At 72.3% G+C, this 25,738-nt stretch carries 25 protein-coding genes and 1 pseudogene; 16 read left to right on the top strand and 10 right to left on the bottom strand.

Going from position 1 to position 25,738, the window contains the following annotated elements; all coding sequences use genetic code 11:
- Positions 1-298 precede the first annotated feature (298 nt).
- Positions 299-2,722 (top strand): right-handed parallel beta-helix repeat-containing protein, encoded by a 2,424-nt coding sequence (locus ACFZAT_RS23520; RefSeq protein ID WP_391266608.1) that lies wholly within the window; start codon positions 299-301, stop codon positions 2,720-2,722.
- Here ACFZAT_RS23520 and ACFZAT_RS23515 read toward each other — a convergent pair.
- A pseudogene (locus tag ACFZAT_RS23515) lies at positions 2,695-4,976 on the bottom strand (hypothetical protein); the annotation flags it as partial. The gene ACFZAT_RS23520 and the pseudogene ACFZAT_RS23515 sit on opposite strands and share 28 nt — an antisense overlap.
- A gap of 240 nt (positions 4,977-5,216) precedes the next feature.
- On the opposite strand from ACFZAT_RS23515, the gene ACFZAT_RS23510 reads away from it, so the two are divergent.
- Positions 5,217-6,050 (top strand): DeoR family transcriptional regulator, encoded by an 834-nt coding sequence (locus ACFZAT_RS23510; protein ID WP_391266607.1) that lies wholly within the window; start codon positions 5,217-5,219, stop codon positions 6,048-6,050.
- Positions 6,051-6,098: 48 nt separating this feature from the next.
- Positions 6,099-6,551, top strand: coding sequence for an SRPBCC family protein (locus ACFZAT_RS23505; RefSeq protein ID WP_391266604.1), 453 nt, complete (start codon positions 6,099-6,101; stop codon positions 6,549-6,551).
- A gap of 4 nt (positions 6,552-6,555) precedes the next feature.
- Here ACFZAT_RS23505 and ACFZAT_RS23500 read toward each other — a convergent pair whose 3' ends face one another.
- Positions 6,556-7,692 carry a pyridoxal-phosphate dependent enzyme gene (locus tag ACFZAT_RS23500; RefSeq protein WP_391266602.1) on the bottom strand — a complete coding sequence of 379 codons (1,137 nt, stop codon included), beginning with the start codon at positions 7,690-7,692 and terminating at the stop codon, positions 6,556-6,558.
- 226 nt (positions 7,693-7,918) lie between these two features.
- On the opposite strand from ACFZAT_RS23500, the gene ACFZAT_RS23495 reads away from it, so the two are divergent.
- The 6 genes from ACFZAT_RS23495 (at position 7,919) to ACFZAT_RS23470 (ending at position 11,535) form a co-directional block, all read left to right on the top strand.
- Positions 7,919-8,260: a hypothetical protein gene (locus tag ACFZAT_RS23495; RefSeq protein ID WP_391266601.1), complete on the top strand. Its 342-nt coding sequence runs from the start codon at positions 7,919-7,921 to the stop codon at positions 8,258-8,260.
- Between the two features lie 186 nt (positions 8,261-8,446).
- On the top strand, positions 8,447-8,965 hold the full coding sequence (locus ACFZAT_RS23490) for an ATP-binding protein (RefSeq protein WP_391266599.1): 519 nt from the start codon (positions 8,447-8,449) through the stop codon (positions 8,963-8,965).
- A gap of 80 nt (positions 8,966-9,045) precedes the next feature.
- Positions 9,046-9,621, top strand: a complete 576-nt coding sequence (locus ACFZAT_RS23485) for a TetR family transcriptional regulator C-terminal domain-containing protein (protein ID WP_391266598.1) — start codon at positions 9,046-9,048, stop codon at positions 9,619-9,621.
- Positions 9,622-9,650: 29 nt separating this feature from the next.
- Positions 9,651-10,049 carry a cupin domain-containing protein gene (locus ACFZAT_RS23480; RefSeq protein ID WP_391266597.1) on the top strand — a complete coding sequence of 133 codons (399 nt, stop codon included), beginning with the start codon at positions 9,651-9,653 and terminating at the stop codon, positions 10,047-10,049.
- 11 nt (positions 10,050-10,060) lie between these two features.
- Positions 10,061-10,642, top strand: coding sequence for a DUF4865 family protein (locus ACFZAT_RS23475; protein ID WP_391266596.1), 582 nt, complete (start codon positions 10,061-10,063; stop codon positions 10,640-10,642).
- Complete coding sequence (locus ACFZAT_RS23470; RefSeq protein ID WP_391266594.1) at positions 10,636-11,535, top strand: phosphotriesterase; 900 nt, start codon at positions 10,636-10,638, stop codon at positions 11,533-11,535. Before ACFZAT_RS23475 ends, ACFZAT_RS23470 begins: the two co-directional genes overlap by 7 nt.
- A 6-nt stretch (positions 11,536-11,541) precedes the next feature.
- On the opposite strand, the gene ACFZAT_RS23465 is transcribed toward ACFZAT_RS23470, so the two are convergent.
- On the bottom strand, positions 11,542-12,756 hold the full coding sequence (locus ACFZAT_RS23465) for an ROK family protein (RefSeq protein ID WP_391266593.1): 1,215 nt from the start codon (positions 12,754-12,756) through the stop codon (positions 11,542-11,544).
- A gap of 144 nt (positions 12,757-12,900) precedes the next feature.
- Between ACFZAT_RS23465 and ACFZAT_RS23460 the strand changes: the two genes are divergently transcribed.
- The 3 genes from ACFZAT_RS23460 to ACFZAT_RS23450 all read left to right on the top strand — a co-directional run bounded on the left by ACFZAT_RS23460 (position 12,901) and on the right by ACFZAT_RS23450 (position 15,374).
- Positions 12,901-14,124, top strand: coding sequence for an MFS transporter (locus ACFZAT_RS23460; protein ID WP_391266592.1), 1,224 nt, complete (start codon positions 12,901-12,903; stop codon positions 14,122-14,124).
- Between the two features lie 79 nt (positions 14,125-14,203).
- Positions 14,204-14,575, top strand: coding sequence for an SCO4225 family membrane protein (locus ACFZAT_RS23455; protein WP_391266590.1), 372 nt, complete (start codon positions 14,204-14,206; stop codon positions 14,573-14,575).
- A gap of 43 nt (positions 14,576-14,618) precedes the next feature.
- Positions 14,619-15,374, top strand: coding sequence for a maleylpyruvate isomerase family mycothiol-dependent enzyme (locus ACFZAT_RS23450; protein ID WP_391266589.1), 756 nt, complete (start codon positions 14,619-14,621; stop codon positions 15,372-15,374).
- A 14-nt stretch (positions 15,375-15,388) separates the two neighbouring features.
- Here the strand turns inward: ACFZAT_RS23450 and ACFZAT_RS23445 are convergent, their stop codons facing one another.
- Positions 15,389-16,141, bottom strand: coding sequence for a WHG domain-containing protein (locus ACFZAT_RS23445; protein WP_391266588.1), 753 nt, complete (start codon positions 16,139-16,141; stop codon positions 15,389-15,391).
- Positions 16,142-16,279: 138 nt separating this feature from the next.
- On the opposite strand from ACFZAT_RS23445, the gene ACFZAT_RS23440 reads away from it, so the two are divergent.
- Positions 16,280-16,744 carry a nitroreductase/quinone reductase family protein gene (locus tag ACFZAT_RS23440; protein ID WP_391266586.1) on the top strand — a complete coding sequence of 155 codons (465 nt, stop codon included), beginning with the start codon at positions 16,280-16,282 and terminating at the stop codon, positions 16,742-16,744.
- Positions 16,745-16,803: 59 nt separating this feature from the next.
- Here ACFZAT_RS23440 and ACFZAT_RS23435 read toward each other — a convergent pair whose 3' ends face one another.
- Positions 16,804-18,018, bottom strand: coding sequence for a geranylgeranyl reductase family protein (locus ACFZAT_RS23435; protein ID WP_391266583.1), 1,215 nt, complete (start codon positions 18,016-18,018; stop codon positions 16,804-16,806).
- A gap of 184 nt (positions 18,019-18,202) precedes the next feature.
- On the opposite strand from ACFZAT_RS23435, the gene ACFZAT_RS23430 reads away from it, so the two are divergent.
- Together ACFZAT_RS23430 and ACFZAT_RS23425 are read left to right on the top strand one after the other, a co-directional pair.
- Positions 18,203-19,567 carry a M20/M25/M40 family metallo-hydrolase gene (locus ACFZAT_RS23430; protein ID WP_391266580.1) on the top strand — a complete coding sequence of 455 codons (1,365 nt, stop codon included), beginning with the start codon at positions 18,203-18,205 and terminating at the stop codon, positions 19,565-19,567.
- A gap of 90 nt (positions 19,568-19,657) precedes the next feature.
- Positions 19,658-20,341: an MBL fold metallo-hydrolase gene (locus ACFZAT_RS23425; protein WP_391266578.1), complete on the top strand. Its 684-nt coding sequence runs from the start codon at positions 19,658-19,660 to the stop codon at positions 20,339-20,341.
- A gap of 55 nt (positions 20,342-20,396) precedes the next feature.
- Here ACFZAT_RS23425 and ACFZAT_RS23420 read toward each other — a convergent pair whose 3' ends face one another.
- Together ACFZAT_RS23420 and ACFZAT_RS23415 are read right to left on the bottom strand one after the other, a co-directional pair.
- Positions 20,397-21,446 (bottom strand): NUDIX domain-containing protein, encoded by a 1,050-nt coding sequence (locus ACFZAT_RS23420; protein WP_391266576.1) that lies wholly within the window; start codon positions 21,444-21,446, stop codon positions 20,397-20,399.
- A gap of 111 nt (positions 21,447-21,557) precedes the next feature.
- Positions 21,558-21,824, bottom strand: coding sequence for a hypothetical protein (locus tag ACFZAT_RS23415; RefSeq protein WP_073969728.1), 267 nt, complete (start codon positions 21,822-21,824; stop codon positions 21,558-21,560).
- A gap of 164 nt (positions 21,825-21,988) precedes the next feature.
- Here ACFZAT_RS23415 and ACFZAT_RS23410 point away from each other — a divergent pair, with 164 nt between their 5' ends.
- Complete coding sequence (locus ACFZAT_RS23410; protein WP_391266575.1) at positions 21,989-22,543, top strand: excalibur calcium-binding domain-containing protein; 555 nt, start codon at positions 21,989-21,991, stop codon at positions 22,541-22,543.
- 44 nt (positions 22,544-22,587) lie between these two features.
- On the opposite strand, the gene ACFZAT_RS23405 is transcribed toward ACFZAT_RS23410, so the two are convergent.
- The 3 genes from ACFZAT_RS23405 to ACFZAT_RS23395 are packed head-to-tail and all read right to left on the bottom strand — an operon-like array spanning position 22,588 to position 25,722.
- Positions 22,588-23,505 (bottom strand): ABC transporter permease subunit, encoded by a 918-nt coding sequence (locus tag ACFZAT_RS23405; protein WP_391266573.1) that lies wholly within the window; start codon positions 23,503-23,505, stop codon positions 22,588-22,590.
- Positions 23,502-24,416: a carbohydrate ABC transporter permease gene (locus ACFZAT_RS23400; RefSeq protein ID WP_265545816.1), complete on the bottom strand. Its 915-nt coding sequence runs from the start codon at positions 24,414-24,416 to the stop codon at positions 23,502-23,504. The genes ACFZAT_RS23405 and ACFZAT_RS23400 overlap by 4 nt, the downstream gene beginning before the upstream one ends.
- A 16-nt stretch (positions 24,417-24,432) precedes the next feature.
- Positions 24,433-25,722, bottom strand: coding sequence for an extracellular solute-binding protein (locus tag ACFZAT_RS23395; RefSeq protein ID WP_391266569.1), 1,290 nt, complete (start codon positions 25,720-25,722; stop codon positions 24,433-24,435).
- Positions 25,723-25,738 lie beyond the last annotated feature (16 nt).

Raw genomic sequence — 25,738 nt, 5'->3', positions numbered from 1 at the left:
CGTGTGCGGTGTGGAGCCTAGACACCTCCACCACACCGGAGGTCTTCGTCATGATCAAGACCTGATCCGAGTTAACAACGCTCGTGGTCAATACAGCTAGGACGTGGCCGCGCGCACGGCGGCGGGGTGAGCGGGGCGGGCGCCGGGACCTGCGCATCGGGTCAACTCCCGGCGTCCGCGCGCGCTACGGTGGACCGGCCCGCCCGTCGCTCTCCGGCAGGCGGACCCCGGCTGGTCGCTGCCGCGAGGCCGGTGACACGGGCATCACACACGCACGAGGCGGGGGCACGACAGCGCCATGGCACAGGGCACGGTCCAGGTGACGCACACCGGCACATCGCGGTGGCGGCGCCGCACGGGCGAATACGCCTCCCTCACCGCGGCGCTCGAAGCGGCGGCGGACGGTGATGTGCTCACCGTCGCGCCCGGCACCTACCGGGAGAACCTGGTCATCGCCCGCGCGGTGACGCTGCGCGGCCCCGAGGGCTCCGTCGGCTCGGTGCGCATCGCCCCCGCCGACGGGGTGCCGCTGACGCTGCGCGCCTCCGCCGTCGTCCAGGACCTCCATGTGGAGGGGCAGGACTCGGCGGCCCCGGCCGTGCTCGTCGAGGACGGCGCACCGGAGATAGCGGACGTACGGATCGTGACCCGCTCGGCGGCCGGCGTCGAGGTGCGCGGCGCCGCCCGGCCCACCGTGCGCCGGTGCACCGTCGACAATCCGGCCGGTGTCGGCATCGCCGTGCTCGACGGGGCGGGCGGGGTGTTCGAGGAGTGCGAGATCGTATCGGCCGGGCAGTCCGGGGTCGCCGTGCGCGACGGCGGCCACCCCCGCCTCGACCGCTGCCGGATCCACCATGCCTCGGGTGCGGGCCTGTCCGTCACCGGCGAGGGCAGCGGCCTGGAAGGGCTGGGCTGCGAGGTGTACGAGATCAAGGGCAGCGGGATCCAGGTCACCTCCCGCGCCTCCGCCCATCTCACCGACTGCACGGTGCACCGCACCTCGGCGGACGGCGTCACGCTGGACACCGACGCGGTGCTGACCCTCGCCGACTGCGACATCCACGACATCCCGGAGAACGCGGTGGATCTGCGTTCGCGGGCGGTGCTGACGCTGACCCGCTCGACGGTGCGCCGCTTCGGCCGCAACGGTCTCTCGGTGTGGGACCCGGGCACCCGCGTGGACGCCAACCAGTGCGAGATACACGACAGTACGGGCGACTACCCGGCGGTCTGGGTCAGCGACGGGGCGACGGTGATACTCGATTCCTGCCGGGTCCACGACGTGCCGGACGCCCTGTTCGTCCTGGACCGGGGCTCGCGCGCCGATGTCGTGGACAGCGATCTCTCCCAGGTCCGCAACACCGCGGTCTCGGTCAGCGACGGGGCGACCGCCCAGCTGGACGACTGCCGCATCCGGGAGGCGTCCACCGGCGCCTGGTTCCGGGACCACGGCAGCGGCGGCACGCTGAACAACTGCACCGTCGACGCCGTGCAGACCGGCGTGATCGTCACCAAGGGCGCCGACCCGGTGATCGAGCGGTGCACGGTGACCTCCCCCGCCGAGGCCGGGTTCTATGTGTCCGCCGAGGGCCGGGGGACGTTCAACGGCTGCCGGGTCACGGGCAGCGAGGGCTACGGCTTCCATGTGATGGAAGGCTGCCGGACGACGCTCACCCGGTGCCGCACCGAGCGGTGCGCGCGCGGCGGTTACGAGTTCCCGGAGGGCACCGGCCCCGGGAACGGCACGGGAAGCGGTCCGGTCGTGGAGGACTGCACGAGCGACGAGAGCGGGCTGCGCACCGCCACTCCCCCGCCGGCCCCGGTCCTGACGGCGACCCAGACCTCGCCCGGGCTGCTCGGTTCGGTCCCCGCGCCGCGCCCCGTGGAGCCGGAGCCGGCCGCCGAGCCCGCGCGCACCCCCGGGGAGGTCCTGGGCGAGCTCGACGCCCTGGTCGGCCTGGACAGCGTCAAGCGGGAGGTGCGGGCGCTCACGGACATGATCGAGGTGGGGCGCAGGCGCCGGGAGGCGGGCCTCAAGGCAGCGTCGGTCCGCCGCCATCTCGTCTTCACCGGCTCCCCGGGCACCGGCAAGACCACGGTGGCCCGGCTGTACGGGGAGATCCTGGCCGCGCTCGGGGTGCTGGAGCGGGGCCATCTGGTCGAGGTGTCCCGGGTCGACCTGGTCGGTGAGCACATCGGCTCGACCGCGATCCGTACGCAGGAGGCGTTCGACCGGGCGCGCGGCGGGGTGCTGTTCGTGGACGAGGCGTACGCGCTGTCGCCCGAGGACTCCGGCCGGGACTTCGGCCGGGAGGCGATCGACACCCTGGTGAAGCTGATGGAGGACCACCGGGACGCGGTGGTGGTCATCGTCGCCGGCTACACCCGGGAGATGGAGCGGTTCCTGACCGTCAACCCCGGTGTGGCGTCCCGCTTCTCGCGGACCATCACCTTCAGCGACTACGAGCCCGCCGAGCTGCTGCGGATCGTCGAGCAGCAGTCCCAGGAGCACGAGTACAGCCTGGCGTCGGGCACCGGTGAGGCGCTCCTGAAGTACTTCACGGAGCTGCCCAAGGGGCCCGCCTTCGGCAATGGGCGCACCGCCCGCCAGACCTTCGAGTCGATGGTCGAGCGGCACGCCGGCCGGGTCGCCCAGCTCGCCGATCCGAGCACGGACGACCTCACTCTGCTGTATCCGGAGGACCTCCCGGAGCTGCCCTGACGTCCTCCCCGACGGGGTCCGCCTGCTGGGGCAGCACGGGGTCGAGCCGTTCCAGGAGGGCGGCGCGCTCCTCGGCGAAGACGGGATCGGCCTGGTAGTCGGAGTGGCCGAGCACCGGCTCGGGCAGCGGGTGTTCGGGCGTCCGCCCGTAGACCAGCGGGTCCCTGAGCGGGCCCCGGTCAACCTCGGGGCCGGATTCCTCACCGAGCCGGATCTCGCCGCCGATGGGGTCGGTGGCCCGCCACAGATTGCGCCAGCAGTGCACGGAGCGGTGCAGCCCGTGGAGCTGCCCGGCTCCGAAGTAGGCCGGGAACCAGCGGCCGTAGAGCCGTTCGATCGGCGATCCGTACGTGAGCAGGGCGACCCGGGAGCGGGTGCGGGCGGGCAGCTGCCAGACCGCAGAGGCCGCGAGGACGCTGCCCTGGGAATGGCCGGAGATGACGAGCCGGCCCCGGGTGCGGCCGGTCCAGCCGGACATGCGGGAGGCCAGGTCGGGCACGGCGCGCTCCGCGTAGCAGGGCGGGGCGAAGGGGTGGGCGGCGCGCGGCCAGAACGTGCCGACGTCCCAGAGGATGCCGATCGTGCGCCGGGCGGACGCGTCGCGGTAGGCGCGTCTGCCGCAGGCGACGAAGACGAGGAAGCCGAAGCCGATCAGCCAGGAGCCGGTGGACTGCGCCGCTTCGGCCACCGATTCGAGGAACGGGCCGCTGCCGTTCAGCGCGAGTCCGGGCACCTCGCCGGTGGCCCAGGACCCGGCCACCGCCCCCGCGCCCAGGAACAGGGTGGCGCCGGAGACGATCCCCACCACGCGGGGCGCCGAGTCGGTGAGCGCGGCGGTGGCCCGGATGCGGGCGATCCGCTTGGTCCGCGACGGATCGGGGAACCGTTCGCCGTATTCCGCGTCGACCACGGGCTCCAGCCTGCGGGCCGCCAGCCAGGTCCGTAGACCGAGAACGGCGCCCGGCACCAGGAGCAGGACGAGGAGGACGGGGATGACCGACGCCTGCCAGCTGAGCAGTACCGGCGGTCCCTCTATCAGCGCGCCGCGCCCCATGCCCGGGCTGCCCGGTCCGTCGAGCCAGTCGGCGACGCGCTGGGCGACGCCGCCCGTCATCACGCCGCCGAGGGCGCACGCGAGCATCGCGACGGCCGGTCCGCCGAGGCCGCGCAGGACGGTGCGCGGCTCCGGGCAGCGCCGGTACAGGTGGAGGGAGATCGTCGCGAGGAGGACCACCAGGGCGCCTTCGGCGACGCTGACCGCCCGGAACAGCGTGGTGTCGCCGGGGAGCCTTCCGGAGGAGGTCCAGCCGGGCCGCGACCAGGCGGCGTGGACGGCGGCGAGGACCAGGAGGGCCAGCGCGGCGCCGGGCAGCCAGGTGATGACGGCCCGGTCGAGCCGGTTGTCGAGGCGCCGTTCGCTGCGGCCCCGGCGGCAGACCACCCAGAGCACGACGACGAGCCCGGCGGCCAGGGCTCCTTCGATGAGCCGGCCGAGGAGCGGGGCGACCGGTCCGGTGACGGCGCGGTCGTGGCGGGCGGCGGCCTCGGTGACGGCGGCGGCGACGGTGAGGAAGCCGGCCGCGGTGTGGACGGCGCGCAGCCGGGCGACGAGGCGGCGTCCGTACCAGAATCCGGGCCGTCCGAGCGCGGGGCGCACGGGTTCGGCGGCGGGTGCGGGCCCGTCGTCCTCCTCGTCCTCCGGGTCCGGCCCGGTCAGCGGGCGGTGGGACTCGTAGGCGCTCCAGGTGCGGTTGGACAGGAACCAGAGCAGCCCGACCAGCGCGGCCGGCACCAGCGCGGCCAGGGCGAGGCGGCGGCCGGGCTGGGACCACCAGCCGCCCTGCTCGGCGGAGAGGAAGCCGAGCCAGGAGCGCTTCTCGGAGCAGGCGGCGACGCCCGCGCACTGCCAGGCGGTGAGATCGAGGGCGACCTCACAGGCGGCGGCGGTCAGCAGCACGGTGAGGCTGAGCGCGATGAGCCGTACGAGGACGCCGTAGAGCCGGATCGCGCGGGGGCGGCGCCGGGCGGTGGGGCGCATCCAGTGAGCGAGGTTGATCACCATGAACGGGAGCAGCAGCAGCCACAGCGCGCGGGAGCCGTTGCCGGAGGTGAGGTTGGACCAGCAGTACGCCTCGGCGATGGGTTTCTCGCGGTACCGCTCGGGGTGCTGTTCGGCGTCGACGTCGGTGGAGCGCCGGTAGATGGCCGCGGTGGTGTCGCCGGTGACCCGGACCGTGCGCGGGTCGACCAGCATCTCCTGGGGGGTGGTCCCGCCCACCCCGTGGACCAGTAATTCCAGCGCGGGACCGGGGCTGCGCGGGGCAGGGGCGGGAAGGGGCACGTGCGTCTCGCTCTCGCAGGGGGAAGGCGGCTGATGGCCGGTCACCGTTACTGACGAATCTCCCCCGGGCGGGGGCCCGCGACACCGCGCGTGGCAGGATGACTCCGTCGATACGGACTCCTGTACGGCCAGAGGGAAGGGCGAGGCCCGGCGTTGAGCGAGAATCAGAATCTGCTCGCGGAGCAGCGGCGCGCGCTGATCCTTGACGAGGTGCGCCGGCGCGGCGGGGTGCGGGTCAACGAACTGACCCGGAAGCTGAACGTCTCGGACATGACCGTCCGCCGGGATCTGGACGCGCTGGCCCGGCAGGGCGTGATCGAGAAGGTGCACGGCGGTGCCGTGCCGGTGGTCGAGGCGAGTACGCACGAGCCCGGTTTCGAGGCGAAGTCGACGCTGGAGCTGACCGCCAAGGAGGACATCGCCCGCGCCGCCGCCGCGATGGCGGTGCCCGGCAGTGCGATCGCGCTCTCCGGCGGCACCACGACGTATGCGCTGGCCCAGCATCTGCTGGATGTGCCGGACCTGACGGTCGTGACGAACTCGGTGCGGGTCGCGGACGTGTTCCACGCGGCGCAGCGGCCCGGCACCCCGGCCGGCCGGCCGGGTGCGGCGACGGTGGTCCTCACCGGCGGGGTGCGCACACCGTCCGACTCGCTGGTCGGTCCGGTCGCGGACCGCGCCATCGCGGCACTCCACTTCGATGTGCTGTTCCTCGGGGTCCACGGGATCTCGGTGGAGGCGGGGCTGTCCACGCCGAACCTCGCGGAGGCGGAGACGAACCGCCGGTTCGTGCGGTCGGCGCGCCGGGTGGTGGTGGTCGCCGACCACACCAAGTGGGGCACCGTCGGTCTCAGCTCGTTCGCCTCGCTGGACGAGGTGAGCACGCTCGTCACGGACGCGGGGCTGCCCGCAGGTGCCCGGGCGGAGATCGAGGAGCATCTGCCGGGGCTGCTGGTCGCGGGGGACGCCGGGTCCGCCGAGGGCTGAGCGTTCCGCTCCGCTCGCGACAGGGCTTTCACAGCCTAGGATCGTGGTGTGGCCGTGTTCCGGATCGAGCGTTTCACCCCCTTGCCCGCAGCCGAGTCCTGGCGCCGGGTGACGGACTGGGAGCGGCATGCCGCGCAGGTACCGCTGACCACGGTCACGGTGCCGACGGGGTTGCCGACCCGGGTCGGCACGGTGTTCGTGGCGCGCACCGGGGTGGGTCCGCTCGCCTTCGACGATCCGATGGAAGTGGTCCGCTGGTCGCCGCCGGCCGGGAGCCGGGCGGGGATGTGCCGGCTGGAGAAGCGCGGCCGGGTGGTGCTGGGCCGCGCGTCGATCGACGTGTATCCGAACCGGGCCGGCTCCCATGTGGTGTGGGTGGAGGAGATGAGCGTACGGCTGCTGCCGCGCTGGGCGGACCCGGTGCTGGCCGGTGCCGGGAAGCGGGTCTTCGGCCGGGTGCTGGACGCCATGCTGGACCGCCCGGCGGGCGGCTACGCCTGAGGCGCTACGCCTCCGGCCAGCTGCCGGTGGCCAGGAACGCCTCGATGGTCCGGGTGTACGGGGCGATGTCGAGGCCCTGGGCGGACAGCCAGGAGTCGGAGTAGTACTTGTCGAGGTAGCGGTCGCCGGGGTCGCAGATCAGGGTGACGACGCTGCCCCGCTCGCCCCGGGCGACCATTTCGGCGATCAGTCTGAGGGCGCTCCACAGTCCGGTGCCGGTGGAGCCGCCCGCCTTGCGCCCGATGGCCCGTTCCAGGGCACGCACGGCGGCGACGCTCGCCGCGTCCGGGACCTTCATCATCCGGTCGATGGCGCCGGGCACGAAGCTGGGCTCCATGCGCGGCCGGCCGATGCCCTCGATGCGGGAGCCGCAGTCGCTGGTGGCGTGCGGGTCGTGGCGGGTCCAGCCGTCGAAGAAGCAGGAGTTCTCCGGGTCGGGCACGCAGATCCGGGTGTCGTGCTGCATGTAGTGCACGTAGCGGGCGATGGTCGCCGAGGTGCCGCCGGTGCCGGCGGTGGCGACGATCCAGCTGGGCTCGGGGTAGCGTTCGAGCCGCAGCTGCTGGTAGATGGACTCCGCGATGTTGTTGTTGCCGCGCCAGTCGGTGGCCCGCTCGGCGTAGGTGAACTGGTCCATGTAGTGGCCGCCGGTCTCCGCGGCGAGCCGCGCCGACTCCTCGTACATCCGGCGCGAGTCGTCCACGAAGTGGCAGCGTCCGCCGTGGAATTCGATGAGCCGGCACTTCTCCGGGCTGGTGGTGCGGGGCATCACCGCGATGAACGGCACGCCGATCAGTTTGGCGAAGTATGCCTCCGAGACGGCGGTCGAACCGCTGGACGCCTCGATGACCGGTTTGCCGGGCCTGATCCAGCCGTTGCAGAGCCCGTAGAGGAAGAGCGAACGCGCCAGCCGGTGCTTGAGGCTGCCGGTGGGGTGGGTCGACTCGTCCTTGAGGTAGAGGTCGATGCCCCAGCTCTCCGGGAGCGGGAAGAGCAGCAGATGGGTGTCGGCGGAGCGGTTGGCGTCGGCCTGGACCTTGCGGACGGCCTCCTTGAGCCAGGCGCGGTAGGCCGGGTCGGAGCGGTCGACGTCGACGGTCGGCGCGGCTGCGCCGCCGTGCCCGTGCTCGGTGGTGTCCATCTGCGCGCTCTCCTCGTACGACCGGTCTCGGCGGGGCCCACGATATGCCCCCCACCTGCACAAACGTTGACTTTGATGGTCCATAGCAGTGCCTTGGTGTCGCGACCGCGCCCATGCGCCCCCGCGCGGCCCGAATGCGCCGTTTACGTACCGTCCCGCTCTGGTGTGCACGCCCCCGGATGGGCACACTTCGTCTCAGAGGTACGTCGAAGGGGGCGAAGGGGCCATGTCGGAAACGGAGTTCAGGGCGACGGGCGTGACGGAGTTCAGCGCGACCGGGGTGCGCATCGACCGGTGGGCGCGCTCGGTCACCAGGGCGGGGCAGGTGACCGTGAAGGACGGGCGGGTGGCCCTGCTGACGAGTTACGGGCGGGAGATCGACAGTGCGCCGGTGGGCACGGTGAGCGCGGGCAGACCGTGGTTCGCGGGGGCGGACGCCACGGTGGCACGGGTGAACGGGAGGCGGTACCGGCTGACGATGCGGCGACCGGCCGGCAAGCCCGGTGACACGGCGCCGTCGCACCGGTTCCTGGAGGCGCTGTACAGCGCGGGGGGCCGCCGCTCCTGAGGCCGGTGGGGCGCGGGGCACCGCGAGTTGCGGAGCCGTATGCCCTGAGCGACATTGGAGTCACGTCACTCATGGTGTACCGGCGGTGACACTGTGATCCAGGCCGCCGGCCCGGACTCAGCAGCGAGCCATGTGCTGGATCCGTTCCTTCGTCTTCTTCCGGACCTATTTCGGGGAGTCGCAGCCGTGATCAGCGAGCCAAGCAGGCACTGCACGGTGGAGCTCCAGGCCCTGCCGTCGCGGATCGGTCAGGTCCGCAGAATCATCTCGGCGCAACTGCGCTACTGGCATCTCGATTCTCTGATCGACCAGACAGCGCTGGGCGTCACCGAGCTCCTCACCAACGTCCACCGGCACGCACAGCCGGACAAGTCATGCACCGTGGAGATCGAGCTGCTGCTCGAACGGCTCACGGTGTCCGTCCACGACCACGACCCACGGCTGCCGACCGTGCGCGAGGCCGACGACTCCAGTACATCGGGGCGCGGCCTCGCGCTGATCGCCGCGGTCAGCGAGAGCTGGGGCGTGCGCCCCCGGGACGGCGCGGGAAAGGTCGTGTGGTTCACGCTTCCCGCACCGGCACCACTCACCAAGCCGTCGCATGTGGTGTACGGAGCGACGACCGACGGGCCGTTCGACCTGAGCGTCCTGAAGCACCTGGAGGGCTCACCACCCTCGGCGTCGCGGTCGGCCGTGGTGGGCTGACACGACGTGAGGCGGGGCACCCCGGTGGGGTGCCCCGCTTCACGTGTGCGCCCAGCCGCTCGCATTCTGTACCTACTAGTATGTACACTGCGGGCATGAGCACTCCGGACCGTCTGATCGAAGCCACCCGGGAACTCCTCTGGGAGCGCGGTTACGTGGGCATGAGCCCCAAGGCCATCCAGCAGCAGGCCCGTGTGGGCCAGGGCAGCATGTACCACCACTTCACCGGCAAACCGGATCTGGCCCTCACCGCGATCCGCCGCACGGCCGACGAGTTGCGGGAGACCGCGGACCGGGTGCTCGACACGCCCGGCTCGGCGTACGAGCGGATCTCGGCCTATCTGCTGCGCGAACGCGATGTGCTGCGCGGCTGCCCGGTGGGGCGGCTGACCATGGACCCGGACATCATCGCGAGCGACGAGCTGCGGGAGCCGGTGGACGAGACCATCGCCTGGCTGCGCGGCAGGCTCGCCGGCATCGTCCGCGAGGGCGTCGGCCGGGGCGAGTTCGCGCCCGGCGTGGTACCCGAGGAGATCGCGGCCTCGATCGTCGCGACGGTGCAGGGCGGCTATGTGCTGGCCCGCGCCTCGGGTTCGGCGGACGCCTTCGACGCGGCCGCACGAGGACTGCTCAGCCTTCTCGCCCCGCCCGCCTGACCCATCCACCACTCCAGGAGCAGCCGCGCATGCGCATCACCAGGAACCGCCCCGACACCCAACCGGGCCCCTCCGCACATTTCAACGGCACCGTCTGGCTCGACGAGATCGCCGCCCCCGAATCGCCCTCCCGGCTGCGGATGTTCAGCGTGCACTTCGCACCGGGCGGCCACACCTCATGGCACACCCACCCGCACGGCCAGGTCCTGCACGTCACCGAGGGCGAGGGCCTGGTGCAGCGCAGAGGCGGTCCGGTCGAGACGATCCGGGCCGGCGACACCGTCTGGATCGAGCCGGACGAGTGGCACTGGCACGGCGCGTCGCCGCGCACGTTCATGACGCATCTCGCCGCGGTCGAGGCGGCCGAGGACGGCAGCACCATCCACTGGCACGACGACGCACACGTCGCCGACTACCCGGCGTCCTGAGGAGCTCTCCGATGCATGCCATGCAGTACGAGGTCACCCTGCCCGCCGATTACGACATGGGCGTCATCCGCCACCGGGTGGCGACCCGGGGCCACCTCCTGGACGACTTCCCGGGGCTCGGGCTCAAGGCGTATCTGATGCGGGAGCGGGGCGAGGACTCCCCGGTCAACCAGTACGCGCCGTTCTACCTGTGGACCCGGCCCGAGGGCATGAACGCCTTCCTCTGGGGCGCCGGATTCCAGGGCATAGTCCAGGACTTCGGCCGCCCCGTGGTGCGGCACTGGACCGGCCTCGCCTACGAGGAGGGGCCCGCGTCGTCCGCACTCCCCCGGACGGCGACCCGGCACCGCTCGCCCGTACCGCAGTCGGTCGCCCCGGCGGACGCGGTGGAAGCGGCGCTGGAGGAGAGCCGCGGGATCGCGAAGACACCGGGCGCCGTCGCCACGGCACTGGCCGCCGATCCCCGGCACTGGGAGCTCCTGCACTTCACGCTCTGGGACCACGACACCCCGGCCTCGCCCGGCGAGCGCTATCAGGTGCTCCACCTCAGCAGCCCCGAGCAGGACCGGATCACGAAGGGGCGCCAGTGGTAGCCGCCGTCCGCACCGTCCTCGGGGACATCGCGCCCGGGGAGCTGGGGGTCTGCGACGCCCACGACCACCTCTTCCTGCGCAGCCCGATGCTTCCGGGGCAGGAGCTGGACGACCCCGTGTCGGCCGCCGACCGGCTGCGCGCCTTCCACGCGCTGGGCGGCCGGGCCGTCGTGCAGTGGACGCCGCACGGCATGGGGCGCGGGGCGGATGCCCTGGCCGAGCTGTCCCGGACCACGGGCACGCATGTGGTCGCCGCGACAGGGCTGCACCAGGCGGCGCACTACCCGCCGGAGCTGCTGGACCGGATCAGGGACGACCTCGCCGCGCTCTTCGTCGCCGAGCTGACCGAGGGCATCGGCACCACCGGGGTGCGGGCGGGCCTGATCAAGGTGGCCGGCTCCTTCCACACGCTCGACGCGCACGCCCGGCTGACCATGACCGCGGCGGCCGGGGCCCATCACCGCACGGGCGCGCCGATCGCCGTCCACCTGGAGCTGGGCACGGCCGCGCTCGACGTCCTCGACCTGCTGTGCGGGGAGTTGGGCGTCCCGCCGCACCGGGTGATCCTCGGCCACCTCGGCCGTTCCCCGGACGGGTCGGTGCAGCGGGAGGCGGCGCGGGCGGGGGCCTTCCTGGCGTTCGACGGGCCGTCGCGCGCGCATCACGCGACGGACTGGCGGCTTCCGGAAGAGCTGGCGGAGCTGGCCGGGGCGGGGTTCACCGGGCAGTTGCTGCTGGGCGGTGACACGACGGTCCCGGAGACCCCCGGCATGCCGCACCTGCTGCGCCGGCTGCGGCCCCGCCTCGAAGAGGTGCTGGGCGCCGAGGCGATGGGGACGGTGCTGGTGGCGAATCCGGCGCGGGCGTTCGCATTCGAGGCGCCAGGGGTCTGAGCCCGCTCAGGCCAGCGCCCCCAGCGGGTCGTCCAGGACCGGCTGCCAGGCCAGTTCCGCCGCTCCGACCAGGCTGTTGTGGTCCAGGGTGCACGGCAGGATCGGCACGCTCCCGCTGCGGCCCCACAGGCTGCGGTCGGCCACCACCGCCCGCAGCCGCTCGGGGTCCGCGTCGAGCAGGGCGCGGTGCAGCCCGCCGAGGATGATGCGGTCCGGGTTGAGGATGTTGACGAGACCGGCGAGCCCCAGGCCGAGCCGGTCGATCAGCTCCTCGGCGGCGGTGCGCACGGCCGGGTCCCCGTACTCGTTGCGCAGCAGGTCTCCGGACTGCTTGAGCAGCGACTCCTCGGGGCCCGGGGTGCGCCCGGCGGCGGTGAGGAAGGCGAGCGGGTCGGTCTCGACGTCCAGGCAGCCGCGTCCGCCGCAGTGGCAGGGGCGGCCCTCGGGGTTGACGGTGAGGTGGCCGACCTCCAGGGCGAGGCCCGAACTCCCGGTGTGCAGGCGGCCGTCGAGGACGAGCGCCCCGCCGACCCCCCGGTGCCCGGTGGCGACGCACAGCAGGTGCTGGGCCTCGCGCCCGGCGCCGTGCCGGTGTTCGGCGAGCGCGGCGAGGTTGACGTCGTTGCCGGTGAACGCCGGTCCCCCGATGCCCGCTTCGCGTACGCAGGTGGCGAAGATCTCGCGGACCGGGGCGCCGGCGGGCCAGGCGATGTGGAGCGGGTTGAGAGCGGTGCCCTCCGGCTCGGCGACCGCCGACGGCACCGCGAGCCCGGCGCCGACGCAGCGCAGTCCGCTCTCCCGCAGCAGCCGGGCGCAGTGGTCCACGACCTCGCCGATGACCTGGGCCGGGTCGGCGGTGATGGTGACGCTGCCGGGAGCGGTCGCGACGAGCCGGCCGCCGAGGCCGACGAGCGCGGCACGGAAGCCGTCCGCGTGCACCTGGGCGGCGACGGCCACCGGACCCGACTCCCGTACGGCCAGCCGGTGCGAGGGCCGGCCCTGCGAACCGGCGGCCGAACCGGGGCTGGAGTCGACCCGGATGAGACCGAGGGCTTCCAGCTCGGCGGCGACCGCGCCCGCCGTCGCCCGGGTGACCCCCAGCTCGGAGGTGAGGACGGCGCGCGTGGGCGCCCGTCCGGTGTGGACCAGTTCCAGGGCGGGTCCGAGCGCGCTGCGGCCCCTCTCCAACTTCGTCCGGGTGGTGGTCGCCTTGCCGTTCATGGGGGCGAGTCTCCCATGATCCGGAGGTGCGTTTGACGCCGTGGTGGCCGACTTGCCCCGGGTGTGCGCCCCGGGCGCCGCGCTTCGGGCCGGACGGGGACAGCCATCTTGCACCGGCTGCCGGGCCACCCCTATGCTGAGTTTGTGCCGCAACTAAACAAACTGCGGACGGCACTCCCGGGGGACCTCGGCGGCAACACCGCCCCGCTCTCCACGGCCCGTCTCCGTACCGCGCTGACCGTGTTCTTCGCCCTCGACGGTTTCCTCTTCGCCGGCTGGGTGGTCCGTATCCCGGCCATCAAGCACCAGACCGGCGCCTCGGCCGCCACCCTCGGCCTCGCACTCCTCGGCGTCTCCGCCGGTGCCGTGATCACGATGACGCTCACCGGCCGGCTCTGCCGCCGGTTCGGCAGCCACGCGGTGACCGTGGCCTGCGGCGTTCTTCTCTCCCTCGGCATCGCGCTGCCCGCCCAGACCCACTCGGCCCTCTCCCTGGGGCTCGTGCTGCTGGTCTTCGGTGCCGCGTACGGCGGGATGAACGTGGCGATGAACAGCGCGGCGGTGGATCTGGTCGCCGCGCTGCGCCGCCCGGTGATGCCCAGCTTCCACGCCGCGTTCAGCCTCGGCGGGATGCTCGGCGCGGGGCTCGGCGGGCTCGTCGCGGCCGGTCTCCCGCCCGCGACGCACCTCTTCCTCCTGACCGGAATCGGACTGGTCGTCACCGCCCTCGCGGGCCCGGTCCTGCTGCGGCACCCGGCGCCCGTGGTCCCGGAGCGGGCGGACGCCCGGCCCGCCGGTGAGTCCGGGCGGCGGCCGTCCGGGCGGGCGCGCAAGGTGGTGCTGCTGTTCGGCCTGATCGCGCTCTGCACCGCGTACGGCGAAGGCGCCCTGGCCGACTGGGGCGCCCTGCACCTGGAGCAGGACCTGCACGCCCGTCCCGGCGTCGCCGCCGCCGGATACTCGCTGTTCGCGCTGGCCATGACGGCGGGCCGGCTCAGCGGCACCGCCCTCCTCGAACGGCTCGGGCAAACCCGCACGCTGGTGGCGGGCGGCGCCACGGCGGCCGGCGGGATGCTGCTCGGCTCGCTCGCCCCGACGGCCTGGCTGGCGCTGCTCGGCTTCGCCGTCACCGGGATCGGCCTCGCCAACATCTTCCCGGTGGCGGTCGGCCGGGCCGGCGAGCTGGCCGGACCCGGCGGGGTCGCCGCGGCCTCGACGCTCGGTTACGGCGGCATGCTGCTCGGGCCGCCCGCGATCGGCTTCCTGGCCGACTGGTTCTCGCTGCCGGTGGCCCTGACCACGGTGGCGGTACTGGCGGGTGCGGCGGCAGCGCTGGGCTACGGAGCCCGCAAGGCGGCGCAGACCTGACCGACTGAGTAGCGGTACTCAGGCAGGAACGATTCCCCGCGCGCACGATGGAGACACAGCCAACGACGGGGAGCAGACCATGAACAAGCCGGCCGTGAACCAGCGGACGATCCGCACGCTCGCACGGCTCACCTTCGGGAACGCCGCGTCGCTGCTCTACCTGGGCGCGGTCGCGGCGGCCACCGTGTTCGTCACCGTGGACACCCTGCTGGTCAGCCACGCCGACGCCTCGTTCGCCGGGGTCTGGCTCTTCCTGCTGGCCGCCCCGACGGTGTTCCTGTTCCTGCTCGGCGGCTCGCTGGGCGGTGCGGAATCCTTCGGCCCGGCCTGGTTCATGTACCTGGCGCTGGCGGTGTCCGTACTGGTGCAGTCGCTGGCGCTGGGCTGGTTCGTCCGGCTGCTGAGCGGCGGTGCCCGGCGGAGCCGTACGGTCCACCCCCACGGAGCCTGACCGTACGGGCCCCCGGGCGCCGCCCGGCTGGCACAATCCGTCCATGAAGATCACGGAACACATAGCGGCCCTGGCCGCCGAGGGCCGCCTGCTGGCGGACGCGGCCGACGAGGCGGGCACCGGGGCTCCGGTGCCGACCTGCCCCGAGTGGCAGGTGCGCGATCTGCTCAGGCACACCGCGATGGTGCACGCCTGGGCCGCCGCCTTCGTACGCGAGGGACACACCTCGTACGTCCCCGACGGCGGAGAACCGGTAGCGGACGGGCCGGAACTGGTGGCCCACTTCCGCGCGGGACACCGGCTCCTGGTGGAGGCGCTGGAGAACGCGCCGCAGGACGTGGAGTGCTGGTCGTTCCTCCCCGCTCCCTCGCCGCTCGCCTTCTGGGCCCGCCGCCAGGCCCATGAGACGACGATCCACCGGGTGGACGCCGAGTCCGCGCGGGGCGGCGACTTCACGCCCGTCGCACCCGCCCACGCGCTGGACGGCATCGACGAACTGCTGCGGGGGATGCACGCCCGTCCGAAGAGCCGGGTGCGCACCGGGGCCCCGCGCACGCTGCGGGTCCGGGCGACGGACACGGACACCGTGTGGACCGTACGGCTGTCCGCCGAGCCGCCGGTGGCGGTGCGCGAGGAGGCCCCGGCCGGGACGTCCCCGGTGGACTGCGAGCTGAGCGCGCCGGCCGGGACGCTCTACCTCGCCCTGTGGAACCGGCTTCCGCTCAGCGCCCTCACGGTGACGGGCGACGGGGACCTTGCCCGGCTCTGGCGGGACAACTCCGCGATCACCTGGTCGTGACCCGGTAGCGGGAATCAGCCCCGCCGGCCCAGGAGGCCCACGGTGCGGGCCAGTTCGGTGACGGCCTGGCGGAAGAAGACCTCGCGGGCCTCCACCACCCGGTTGAACTGGCCGAACACCTCGAAGGAGATGAGCCCGAACAGCTGGGACCAGGCCGCGACAAGCGGGGCGGCCACCGCCGGGGCGAGCCCGGGGGCCACATCGGCGGCGAGCCGTTCGCCCTCCGGGCGCAGCTCGTCCGGGAGCGGCGGAAGCGCCAGACCCTCGTCGCGGTGGGCCTCCTCCACGATGGCGATGAGCACCATGCCGACGCGCGCGGCGGGACCGACGGTGTCCTGCGGCGCCGAGTAACCGGGCACGGGCGAGCCGTAGATGAGCGCGTACTCGTGGGGGTGGGCCAGCGCCCAGTCGCGTACGGCGCAGGCGACGGCGACCCAGCGGGCGAGACCGGTGGCGGGGGCGCCGGATGACGCGGCGGCGGTGCGGCCGGCGGCGGCACCGCGGGTGCGCTCGGCGGCGGTGCGATGGGCCCGCTCGGCGGCCTCGCCGACGGCGTCGTACGCGTCGACGATCAGCGCGGTCAGCAGGTCGTCCCGGCTCGGGAAGTAGCGGTAGAGGGCCGAGGAGACCATGCCCAGCTCCCGCGCCACGGCGCGCAGCGACAGCTTCGCCGCGCCCTCGGCGGCGAGCTGCTTCCTCGCCTCGTCCTTGATGGCGGCGGTGACCTCGATACGGGCCCGTTCCCTGGCTCCCCGGATAGCGCTCATGGGCTCAGTCTGCCACGTGCACAGAGCAGCGACCAATAACGAGAGCAGTGCTCTTGCTTTTGAGCGCCGCTTCCGTGCACACTGATCTCAAGCGAGAGCACCGCTCTCGAAAATGTTCTCTCCACCGTGGGGGTCACCATGTCGCAGTCGCCGTCGCAGCCGTACTACCTGCAGGGCAGCCCGCTCAACGTCCGCTTCAACAGCCTCGTCGGCTGGCTCGCGCGGCACGGAATCAGCCTGCTCGGCTCGCAGGAGCTGTCGGTACGGGGCCGCAAGAGCGGCCAGATGCAGCGCGTCCCGGTCAACCCGCACACGTACGAGGGCGTGCGGTATCTCGTCTCCGCCCGCGGCCACTCGCAGTGGGTGCGCAACATGCGGGCGGCGGGCGGCGGGGAGCTGCGCCGGGGCCGCAGGACGCGGGCCTTCTCGGCCGTGGAGATCGCGGACGACGCGCACAAGGCGGCCGTCATCCGCGCCTACCTGGAGCGGTGGGGCTGGGAGGTCAACCAGTACTTCCAGGGCATCACGGCCAAGTCCACGGACGCCGAGATCCTGGCGGCCTGCCCCGACCACCCGGTGTTCCGGATCGGCGAAGAGGGCTGACGCACCGGACGGCGCGTCAGCCCTCTCAGGACCGGCTCCGGGAAACGGCTCCGCCGGTCCTAACGGTCCATCGCCGACAGCGCCCGCTGCGCCAGCGGGTGCGAACGGACCAGTTCGGCCAGCGAGGTCGTGCCGCGCGTGATGCCCGCGAACGCGTTCCACGCCGGGCGGAAGCCCGTCAGCACGGCGTGCAGCAGGCCCGGACGCCGCTCGAACAGCTTCAGCATGCGCCGGCCCACGCTCATCTCGACACCGAGCCCCGCCTTGATGGCGAAGGCGTAGTTGAGCGCCTGGCGGCGGGCGTCCACCGCGTCGTGCGCCTCGGCGACGCGCACCGCCCACTCACCGGCCAGCCGCCCCGAGCGCAGCGCGAACGAGATGCCCTCGCGGGTCCACGGCTCCAGCAGGCCCGCCGCGTCACCGCACACCAGCACCCGGCCGCGCGAGAGCGGCGAGTCCTCGCTGCGGCAGCGCGTGAGGTGGCCGGAGGAGACCGTGGGCTCGAAGCCGGCCAGGCCGAGCCGCGCGACGAAGTCCTCCAGATACCGCTTGGTGCCGGCCCCGTCGCCGCGCGCGGAGATCACGCCGACCGTCAGGGTGTCGCCCTTGGGGAAGACCCAGCCGTAACTGCCGGGCATCGGACCCCAGTCGATGAGGACCCGGCCCGCCCAGTCCTCCGCCACGGTGGGCGGCACCGGGATCTCCGACTCCAGGCCCAGGTCGACCTGGTCGAGCTTGACCCCGACATGAGCTCCTATCCGCCCGGCACTGCCGTCCGCGCCGACCACCGCGCGGGCCAGGACGGTCTCGCCGCCGGACAGCACGACCGCGACCGTGCGCCGGTCGGGCACCGCGGCACCGTGCTGCTCCACCCGCGAGACGGTCGCTCCGGTGCGCAGTTCGGCACCGGCCTTCTGCGCCTGCTCGACCAGTCCCGCGTCGAACTCGGGGCGGTTGATGAGGCCGAAGAGCATCCGCTTGGAGCGGCGGGTGCGCGCCAGCCTGCCGTTCAGCGAGAAGGTGACCGCGTGGATCCGGTCCTTCAGGGGGAGTTCGAATCCGGGCGGCAGCGCGTCGCGCGAAAATCCGATGATGCCGCCGCCGCACGTCTTGTAACGGGGCAGCTCCGCCTTCTCCAGGAGCAGTACCTTACGGCCGGCGACGGCCGCCGCGTATGCCGCGGAGGCTCCCGCCGGTCCGGCGCCGACTACGACGACGTCCCACACGGACGACTCTTCGTGCTCATGTCCGGCGTCTGCGTTCTCGCTGCTCACGATGTGCTTCTGCTCCCGATCCGACCAGTGGCCCAAGCTGCTCACGGCATCCTACGGCGCGTTGTGGCCGGGAACCGCTGTGGGAGGATCGGCCGAGTCTCCGAGGGACCCGTGATGCCGCACTCCAGGCGGGCGAGTACCCGGAAACGTACACATAACGTCGCACCTACCAGGAGCGTGCCCCATGACCGGCCACCCGATTCCAGAGACCGTCGCCTCGCTGATGCCCCGCGCCAAGGCGGAGCTGACCGAGCTGGTGGCCTTCCAGTCGGTGGCGGACCCCGCGGTCTATCCGAGGAGCGAGTGCGAGGCCGCCGCCGAGTGGGTCGCCGCAGCGCTGCGCGCCGAAGGTTTCCAGGACGTCGGGCTGCTGGACACCCCGGACGGCTCCCAGTCCGTCTACGGTCTCCTGCCGGGCCCGGAGGGTGCGCCGACCGTGCTGCTCTACGCGCACTACGACGTGCAGCCGCCGCTGGACGAGGCCGCCTGGGTCTCCCCGCCGTTCGAGCTGACGGAGCGTGACGGGCGCTGGTTCGGCCGGGGCACGGCCGACTGCAAGGGCGGCTTCATCATGCACCTGCTTGCTCTGCGCGCCCTGAAGGCGGACGGCGGGGTGCCCGTCTCGGTCAAGGTGATCGTGGAGGGTTCGGAGGAGCAGGGCACCGGCGGCCTGGAGCGGTACGCCGAGGCGCACCCCGAACTGCTGGCGGCCGACACCATCGTGATCGGTGACACCGGCAACTTCCGGGCGGGCCTGCCGACGGTGACGTCGACGCTGCGCGGCATGACGATGCTGCGGGTCCAGCTGGACACGCTGGAGGGCAACCTGCACTCGGGCCAGTTCGGCGGTGCCGCGCCCGACGCGCTCGCCGCGATGATCCAGCTGCTCGCGTCGCTGCGGGCGGAGGACGGTTCGACGACCGTCGACGGACTGACGGCGGACGCCGCGTGGGACGGACTGCAGTACGAGGAGGAGGAGTTCCGCAAGGACGCCAAGGTCCTCGACGGCGTCGGGCTCATCGGCACCGGCACGGTCGCCGACCGGATCTGGGCGCGGCCCGCCGTCACCGTGATCGGCATCGACTGCCCGGCCGTGGTCGGCGCGACGCCCTCCGTGCAGGCGAGCGCCCGGGCCCAGATCAGCCTGCGGGTCCCGCCGGGGCAGAACGCGGACGAGGCGACGAAGCTGCTCACCGCGCACCTGCTCGCGCACGCCCCGTGGGGTGCGAAGGTCTCGGTCGAGCAGGTCGGCCAGGGGCAGCCGTTCCGCGCGGACATCGCGAGCCCGGCCTACACCGCGATGGCCGACGCCATGCGGGCCGCGTACCCGGGCCAGGAGATGCAGTCCTCCGGCATGGGCGGCTCGATCCCGCTCTGCAACACGCTGGCCGGGCTGTACCCGGACGCGGAGATCCTGCTGATCGGGCTCAGCGAGCCGGAGGCGCAGATCCACGCGGTGAACGAGAGCGTGTCGCCCGAGGAGCTGGAGCGCCTGTCGGTGGCCGAGGCACTCTTCCTGCGCAACTACGCGGCGTCGAAGGCGGTCTGAGCCCTCGTCGGGTCCGGCTACGCGTTGAGCGAAGCTCGCCGAGAGCGTAGATCCATGCGGCGGCCGGCCGTGGCCGCTTAGGTTCGCCGCATGGATCTCGTAGAGGTGCTTCCGCAGTTGCACATGTTCCGCTTCCCGATCGGCCAGGCGTATCTGTGGCGCGACGGGACGGAGCTGACTTTGATCGACGCGGGCGACGTGAACGCTGCGCCCGCCATCGAGGAGGCGGTGCGCGGCCTCGGCCACGATCCATCCGGCATCGCCCGGATCGTGGTCACCCACGGCCACCGGGACCACTACGGCGCCGCCCAGGAGCTGGCCGACCGCCACGGTGCCGAGATTCTGGCGCACCGGCTGGACGCACCGGTGATCCGGGGTGAGGAGGAGGTCGGGGAGCCGGTGCTCCTGGACTGGGAACGCCCGCTGTACGAACACGCGCTGACCGTTCCCCCGGCTCCCCCGACCCGGGTCGACACCGAACTGTCCGACGGGGCGGTCCTGCCGTTCGGGGGCGGGGCGCGAGTGGTCCACTCCCCCGGGCACACGCCCGGCTCCATCGGCCTGCATCTGCCCGGCCACGGCGTGCTGTTCACGGGCGACTGCGTGGCCGGGGTCGGGCAGGTGATGCTGGGCGTCTTCAACATCGACCGGGCGCAGGCCGTGGCCTCGTTCCGGCGGCTGGCCACGCTGGATCCGGCGACGGTCTGCTTCGGCCACGGCGACCCCCTCACCGAGGACGCCGCCGCGGTCCTGCGGGCCGCCGTTCCTGTCTGAAGTTCCGTGCCGGCGCCCGCGCTTCGCGCGGAAGACGGGACTTTCCGGACATGGCCTAGCCGACCGGGACTCCGGCCTCCAGGTTGAGCACGGCTGAGCGTTCGCGGGCCCGGAGCGCCCAGCACAGCCGCTCGTAGCGGGTGGGCGGCAGCAGGGTGGCGGCCTCCGCCTCGGTGACGAACCGCCAGCCGCGCAGCTCGGAGCCCGGGAGCAGCAGCCGCTCCGCGTCCGCCCGGGGCAGCAGTCCGCCGTCGAAGAGGAGGCGCAGACCTCCGTATCCGGGCGGGTCGGGCGCCTCCCAGTCGATGACGAGCAGCTTCGGCACCCGTTCCAGCTGGATGCCGATCTCCTCGGCGACCTCCCGGATCCCCGCCTGCGCGGGAGCCTCGCCCGCCTCCACGACGCCGCCGGGGAACTCCCAGCCCGGCTTGTACGTGGGGTCGACGAGCAGGAACCGGTCGTGCTCGTCGAAGAGGAGCACCCCGGCTGCCACGGTCTCCCCGGTCGGCTCCGGGGTCTGGACGATCTCGCAGGCGGGGGCGGCATCGGTGCGTACGGCCTCCGCGATGCGCTCCGCCGTCTCGCGCGGGGTGAGCGCGCTGTTGTCGATGGTGTGGGCGTCCCCGGTGATCCAGCCGAGGGCCGAGCGGTACGGTTCGATGCGGTCGTACGCCCAGCGGCCGGTCGGGTCCACGTCCGCCGCGTCCCCGGGAACGTCCCCGGGGAACTCGGCCCGGTGGGCGATCCGCTCACGCAGGATCGTTTCCTCAGGTGAGAGCAGTACATGGCGCACCGATATGCGCCGGGCGGCGAGACCGCCGAATATCTCGTCGCGGTACTCCTGGCGCAGCAGCGTCATCGGCACGACGAGAACCCCGCCCAGCTCGGCGAGGAGCGCGGCGGCGGTGTCCACCACGAGGCGCCGCCAGATCGGCAGGTCCTGGAAGTCCGTCACCTCGGCCAGTTTCTTCTGGGGCAGCAGGCATCTGAGCCCCGTCCCGGTCATTTCCGGGTCGTACAAGGTGCTGTTCGGGATCAGATCGATCAGTTCACGCGCGGCGCTGGTCTTACCGGCGCCGAACGCACCGTTGATCCAGACGATCACGGTTCCCCCTCTTCCGTAGCAGCCCCCTGTGGCTTGCCCGCAACACCCTGCCGCGAAAACCCGCCCGGGGCGATGCGTTGCGCTCAGGGGGCGGCGGGCGCCGTCGGCGGGCTACGGTGTATCACCCCGCCAGTCCCACTTGTCCGGCTCGTCCGGGCGCGGCCCGTACTCGGCGCGGCCGCCCGGTCCGTACGCCCCGATCTCGGTGACCAGCGCGGAGCCGTCCGCGAGGGCCACCGCCGTCCACCCCGTCACGTCCAGGAGCAGTCCGTCGAGCGGTCCGCCGACCAGTTCCCGGTACTCGCGGCCCGGCCGGGGGCCCGGGTCGGGGTCTTCGTGGTCGGCGCCGTACACCCGCCGTCGCATGATCTCGTCCATGCGTGCAGGATCGCACCCGCCACTGACAACGGCGGCCCCGCGCGGACCGTGGCGAGCCTCCGGCTTCACGTGATGGTCACAACTCCATCACTTGCGGAGGATTCGCCTCCCCTGGGGACCGGTCCCGGCTACGGTCGTCCCTCCACGCAACTCTGGGGGGTCCCATGTCGCACAACCCTTCGCCGCAGCCGCCGCCTTGGGGGCCGCCGCCGCAACCGTCACCGTTCGGCCCGCAGGGTCCGGGCGGCCCCGGGGGCGGAGCGCCCCGCTGGGCGAGGAAACGCGTCGTCATCCCGGCGGCCGCCGTTCTCTTCCTCGTCGGTGTGGGCATGGGGGCCGCTGGCGGGGATTCCGGGGCGGACCGGACCGAGGCGGCGGCGAAGTCCTCGCCGGCGCCGACCGTCACCGCCACGGTGTCGGTCACGCCCGCGCCGGAGCCCGCCGTGACCGAGACGGTGACCGCGAGCCCCGAGCCGGCACCGACCGTCACGAAGACGAAGACCGTCAAGGTCACCGTCGCGCCCGAGGCCCCCGCCGGCACCTCGGACGACTCCGGTTCGGACGATTCCGGTGCGAGTGGCGGGGGCTCGGGCGGCGGCTCGGCGTACTACGCGAACTGCACCGCCGTACGCGCGGCCGGTGCGGCCCCGATCCACCGGGGCGACCCGGGATACGGCAGGCACCTCGACCGCGACGGGGACGGCGTGGCCTGCGAGTGAGGCGTGGTGACGGGTGCCCGGCTGCTCGGCCGGGCACCCCCCCCTCACCCCTTGCCGGACCCCAGCGTGAGTCCGGCGATGAAGTGCCGCTGGAGCAGCAGGAAGACGACGAGCGTGGGCAGCGCGACGATCACCGAGCCGGCGGCGAGCAGGTTGTAGTCGGTGAAGAACTGCCCGCGCAGGTTGTTCAGCGCGGAGGTGATGGGCAGTTTGTCGCCGTCGGAGATGAAGACCAGCGCCCACAGGAAGTCGTTGTACATCCAGGTGAACTGGAGCGTGCCGAGCGCGGCGAGCGCCGGGCGGCACAGCGGCAGGGTGATCCGCCAGAACCGCGTCCACACCCCGGCCCCGTCCACCACCGCCGCCTCAAGGATCTCCACCGGAAGGGTGCGCATGAAGTTGGCCAGGACGAACACGCAGAAGCCGATCTGAAAGCCGATCTGCACCAGGACGACGGCCCAGTAGGAGTCGAACATCGTCATCGAGTCGGACATCCAGTACGGCAGCGGGATGCGGTTGAAGACGACGTACAGCGGGGTGACGATCACCTGCTGCGGAAGCAGGTTGCCGGCCGTGAAGAGCATCAGCAGGAGCAGGCCGCCGCGCATCTTCAGCCGGGCGAGCGCGAAGGCCACGAACGAGGCGAGGAACAGGGTGATCAGGACGCCCGGTACCGCGATGATCAGCGTGTTGACGAAGTACTTCGTCATGCCGGAGTCGGTGAACGCCTGCCGGTAATAGTCCAGCGAGAGATGGCGCGGCAGCGAGAAGTAGCCGTACTGGGAGGTCTCGTCGTACGGCCGCAGCGACGCGTAGACCGCGAGCAGCAGCGGGGCGAGGAAGGCCAGCGAGACCGCCATCAGGAAGGCGTGCACACCGAGGCGCCCTGGTCGGAGCCTGCGGCGGGACTCGGCGGGGACGGACGGTGCCGGGCGCACGGCACCGGCCCGGGTGGTGGTCATCGGTCTTTCTCCCCTCGGAGCTCCTGGACCAGGTACGTCACCACGAATCCCAGGGAGACGGTCAGCAGGACGACGGCGATCGCGGAGCCGAAGCCGATCCGGCTGGCCTCGCCGATGATGTTGTCGGTGACGAGCACGGAGAGCAGTTCGAGGCCGTTGCGGCCGTGGTTGACCGCGTACACGATGTCGAAGGCGCGCAGCGACTCGATGACGGTGATGACGCCGACGATGACGTTGACCGGCCGCAGGGTCGGGAAGACGACGCGGAAGAAGGTCTGCGCCTCGCTCGCGCCGTCGATGGCCGCCGCCTCCTTGAGGGACCGGTCGACAGCCTTGAGCCCGGCCAGGTAGAGGATCATCACATAGCCGGTGTGCCGCCAGGCAGCGGCCAGCAGGACCATCCAGATGTTGAGGTCCGGATCGCCGAGCCAGTCCGTCGGCGTCTCCGTGTCGCCGAGGACGGCGTTGAGCGCGCCCTGGTCCCGCGAGAAGACGAGCTGGGCGATGAAGCCGACCACCGCGAGCGAGAGCACGACGGGCATGTACAGCGTGGACTGGTAGAAGCGGCTGAACCGCACGCCCCGGTCGATCAGTACGGCGAGGAGCAGCCCGAACGGGGTGGCGACGAGGCCGAGGAAGGCCAGCCAGAGCAGGTTGTGCCGGGCGGCGGGCCAGAATTGCGGGTAGTTCGTGAAGAGGTTCGTGTAATTGCGGGTCCCGACCCACTCGATGTCGCCGATCCCGTCCCAGCTGGTGAACGAGAGGACGACGGAGGCCAGGGTCGGGCCCCAGACGATGGCGAGGTCGAGCAGGACGGGCAGGCCGAGCAGCACACCGAGCACGACGAGGTCGCGGCGGGTGTACCGCCGCGTGCCCCGTCGTCCGGTGCGCCTCCCCGAGATGAACGGCACGGTGCGCACTCCCGGTTCAGTCCGAGGCGAAGATGGTCTTCTTCTGCCGTTCGATGTCGTTGACCAGGCCGTCCACGTCGTCGGGGCTGCTGATGAACTTCTGGATCGCGGGGATCATGACCGTGGACGCGAAGTCCGGACGGGTGTCGCGGTCGAGGAACTGCGAGATCTGTTTGGCGCCCGAGACGAGTTCGACGGCCTTCTTCTGGATCGCGGAGTACCCGGAGGTGTCCGCCTCGTCGCTGACCGCGATGTTGTTGGGGTCGCTCTTGAGGTAGATGTCCTCGGCCTTGCCGGTGGCGAGCCACTTGACCAGGTCCTTGGCGCTCTCCAGCGTCTTCTTGTTCTTCAGGTTCTTGGACTTCTTGGCCAGCAGGAACCCGTCGATGGGCGCCTCCACGGCGTCCCGGCCGTGCTCGGGGTCGATCTCGGGGAACGGGAAGAAGTCCAGGTCGGCCTGCTCGCCCTTGGGGAACTGCGCGCCGGGGTGGGGCAGACCGAGGACGGTCATGCCCGCCTCGCGCTTCTGGAGGCTGGTGGCGGCCTCCTGCCAGGTACGGCCGTTGGCGCCGGGCTGGCAGTACGGGAGAAGGCGCCGCCAGGTGTCGAAGACGTTCCGGACGCGCTTGTCCGTCCAGGCTTCCTCGCCGGCCATGAGGCTCTTGTGGAATTCATATCCGTTGGTGCGCATGTTGATGTAGTCGAAGGTGCCCATGGCGGGCCAGCCGTCCTTGTCGCAGAACGCGATGGGGTCCAGCTTGTCCTTCTTCATCTGCTTGGCGAGCGCCACGTACTCGTCGAGCGTTTTGGGTACCTGATAGCCGCGATCGGTGAAGAGGCTCTTCCGATGGAAGACGGCCCACGGATAGTAGTAGTACGGGGTGAGGTACTGCTTGCCGTCCTCGCCGCTGGACTGGTCCTTGAGGGCGTCGGAGAATCCCGTGTAGTGCTGCCAGTTGTCGCTGATGTCGTACAGCAGGCCCTTCTTCGCGAAGAACTGCATGCGGTACCCCGCGAACCACATGAAGACGTCGTCGGGCTTGCCCTGGAGATAGCGGTTGATGTTCTCCTGGAACGTGTTGTGGTCGACGGTGTTGACCTTCACCTTCCGGCCGTCCGACTGCGCCGCGTACGCCTTGAACGCGTCGGCGAACGCCTTCTTGGGAACGGGGTCGGACGCATTCGATCCCAGGGTGACGGTCTTGCCGTCCCCACCGGGTCCGCCGCCGCACGCGGTGAGCAGGGCGGGAAGCGTGACCGCGCCGGCACCGAGCGCCGCGCCGCGCAATAGGCTCCGCCGGGACATCCGATGTCCCGCGACA

The sequence above is a fragment of the Streptomyces sp. NPDC008163 genome (genome assembly GCF_042956885.1).
GTDB lineage: Bacteria > Actinomycetota > Actinomycetes > Streptomycetales > Streptomycetaceae > Streptomyces > Streptomyces drozdowiczii_A.
This window is presented reverse-complemented; position numbering and strand designations above follow the sequence as displayed.

What these genes read in the sequence shown, in the direction of transcription:
- ACFZAT_RS23520 (WP_391266608.1), top strand. Translation starts at nt 299, where the DNA reads ATGGCACAGGGCACGGTCCAGGTGACGCACACCGGCACATCGCGGTGG.
- ACFZAT_RS23500 (WP_391266602.1), bottom strand. Translation starts at nt 7,692, where the DNA reads ATGGACACCACCGAGCACGGGCACGGCGGCGCAGCCGCGCCGACCGTC.
- ACFZAT_RS23495 (WP_391266601.1), top strand. Translation starts at nt 7,919, where the DNA reads ATGTCGGAAACGGAGTTCAGGGCGACGGGCGTGACGGAGTTCAGCGCG.
- ACFZAT_RS23485 (WP_391266598.1), top strand. Translation starts at nt 9,046, where the DNA reads ATGTACACTGCGGGCATGAGCACTCCGGACCGTCTGATCGAAGCCACC.
- ACFZAT_RS23480 (WP_391266597.1), top strand. Translation starts at nt 9,651, where the DNA reads ATGCGCATCACCAGGAACCGCCCCGACACCCAACCGGGCCCCTCCGCA.
- ACFZAT_RS23475 (WP_391266596.1), top strand. Translation starts at nt 10,061, where the DNA reads ATGCATGCCATGCAGTACGAGGTCACCCTGCCCGCCGATTACGACATG.
- ACFZAT_RS23465 (WP_391266593.1), bottom strand. Translation starts at nt 12,756, where the DNA reads ATGAACGGCAAGGCGACCACCACCCGGACGAAGTTGGAGAGGGGCCGC.
- ACFZAT_RS23455 (WP_391266590.1), top strand. Translation starts at nt 14,204, where the DNA reads ATGAACAAGCCGGCCGTGAACCAGCGGACGATCCGCACGCTCGCACGG.
- ACFZAT_RS23450 (WP_391266589.1), top strand. Translation starts at nt 14,619, where the DNA reads ATGAAGATCACGGAACACATAGCGGCCCTGGCCGCCGAGGGCCGCCTG.
- ACFZAT_RS23445 (WP_391266588.1), bottom strand. Translation starts at nt 16,141, where the DNA reads ATGAGCGCTATCCGGGGAGCCAGGGAACGGGCCCGTATCGAGGTCACC.
- ACFZAT_RS23440 (WP_391266586.1), top strand. Translation starts at nt 16,280, where the DNA reads ATGTCGCAGTCGCCGTCGCAGCCGTACTACCTGCAGGGCAGCCCGCTC.
- ACFZAT_RS23430 (WP_391266580.1), top strand. Translation starts at nt 18,203, where the DNA reads ATGACCGGCCACCCGATTCCAGAGACCGTCGCCTCGCTGATGCCCCGC.
- ACFZAT_RS23425 (WP_391266578.1), top strand. Translation starts at nt 19,658, where the DNA reads ATGGATCTCGTAGAGGTGCTTCCGCAGTTGCACATGTTCCGCTTCCCG.
- ACFZAT_RS23415 (WP_073969728.1), bottom strand. Translation starts at nt 21,824, where the DNA reads ATGGACGAGATCATGCGACGGCGGGTGTACGGCGCCGACCACGAAGAC.
- ACFZAT_RS23410 (WP_391266575.1), top strand. Translation starts at nt 21,989, where the DNA reads ATGTCGCACAACCCTTCGCCGCAGCCGCCGCCTTGGGGGCCGCCGCCG.
- ACFZAT_RS23405 (WP_391266573.1), bottom strand. Translation starts at nt 23,505, where the DNA reads ATGACCACCACCCGGGCCGGTGCCGTGCGCCCGGCACCGTCCGTCCCC.
- ACFZAT_RS23395 (WP_391266569.1), bottom strand. Translation starts at nt 25,722, where the DNA reads ATGTCCCGGCGGAGCCTATTGCGCGGCGCGGCGCTCGGTGCCGGCGCG.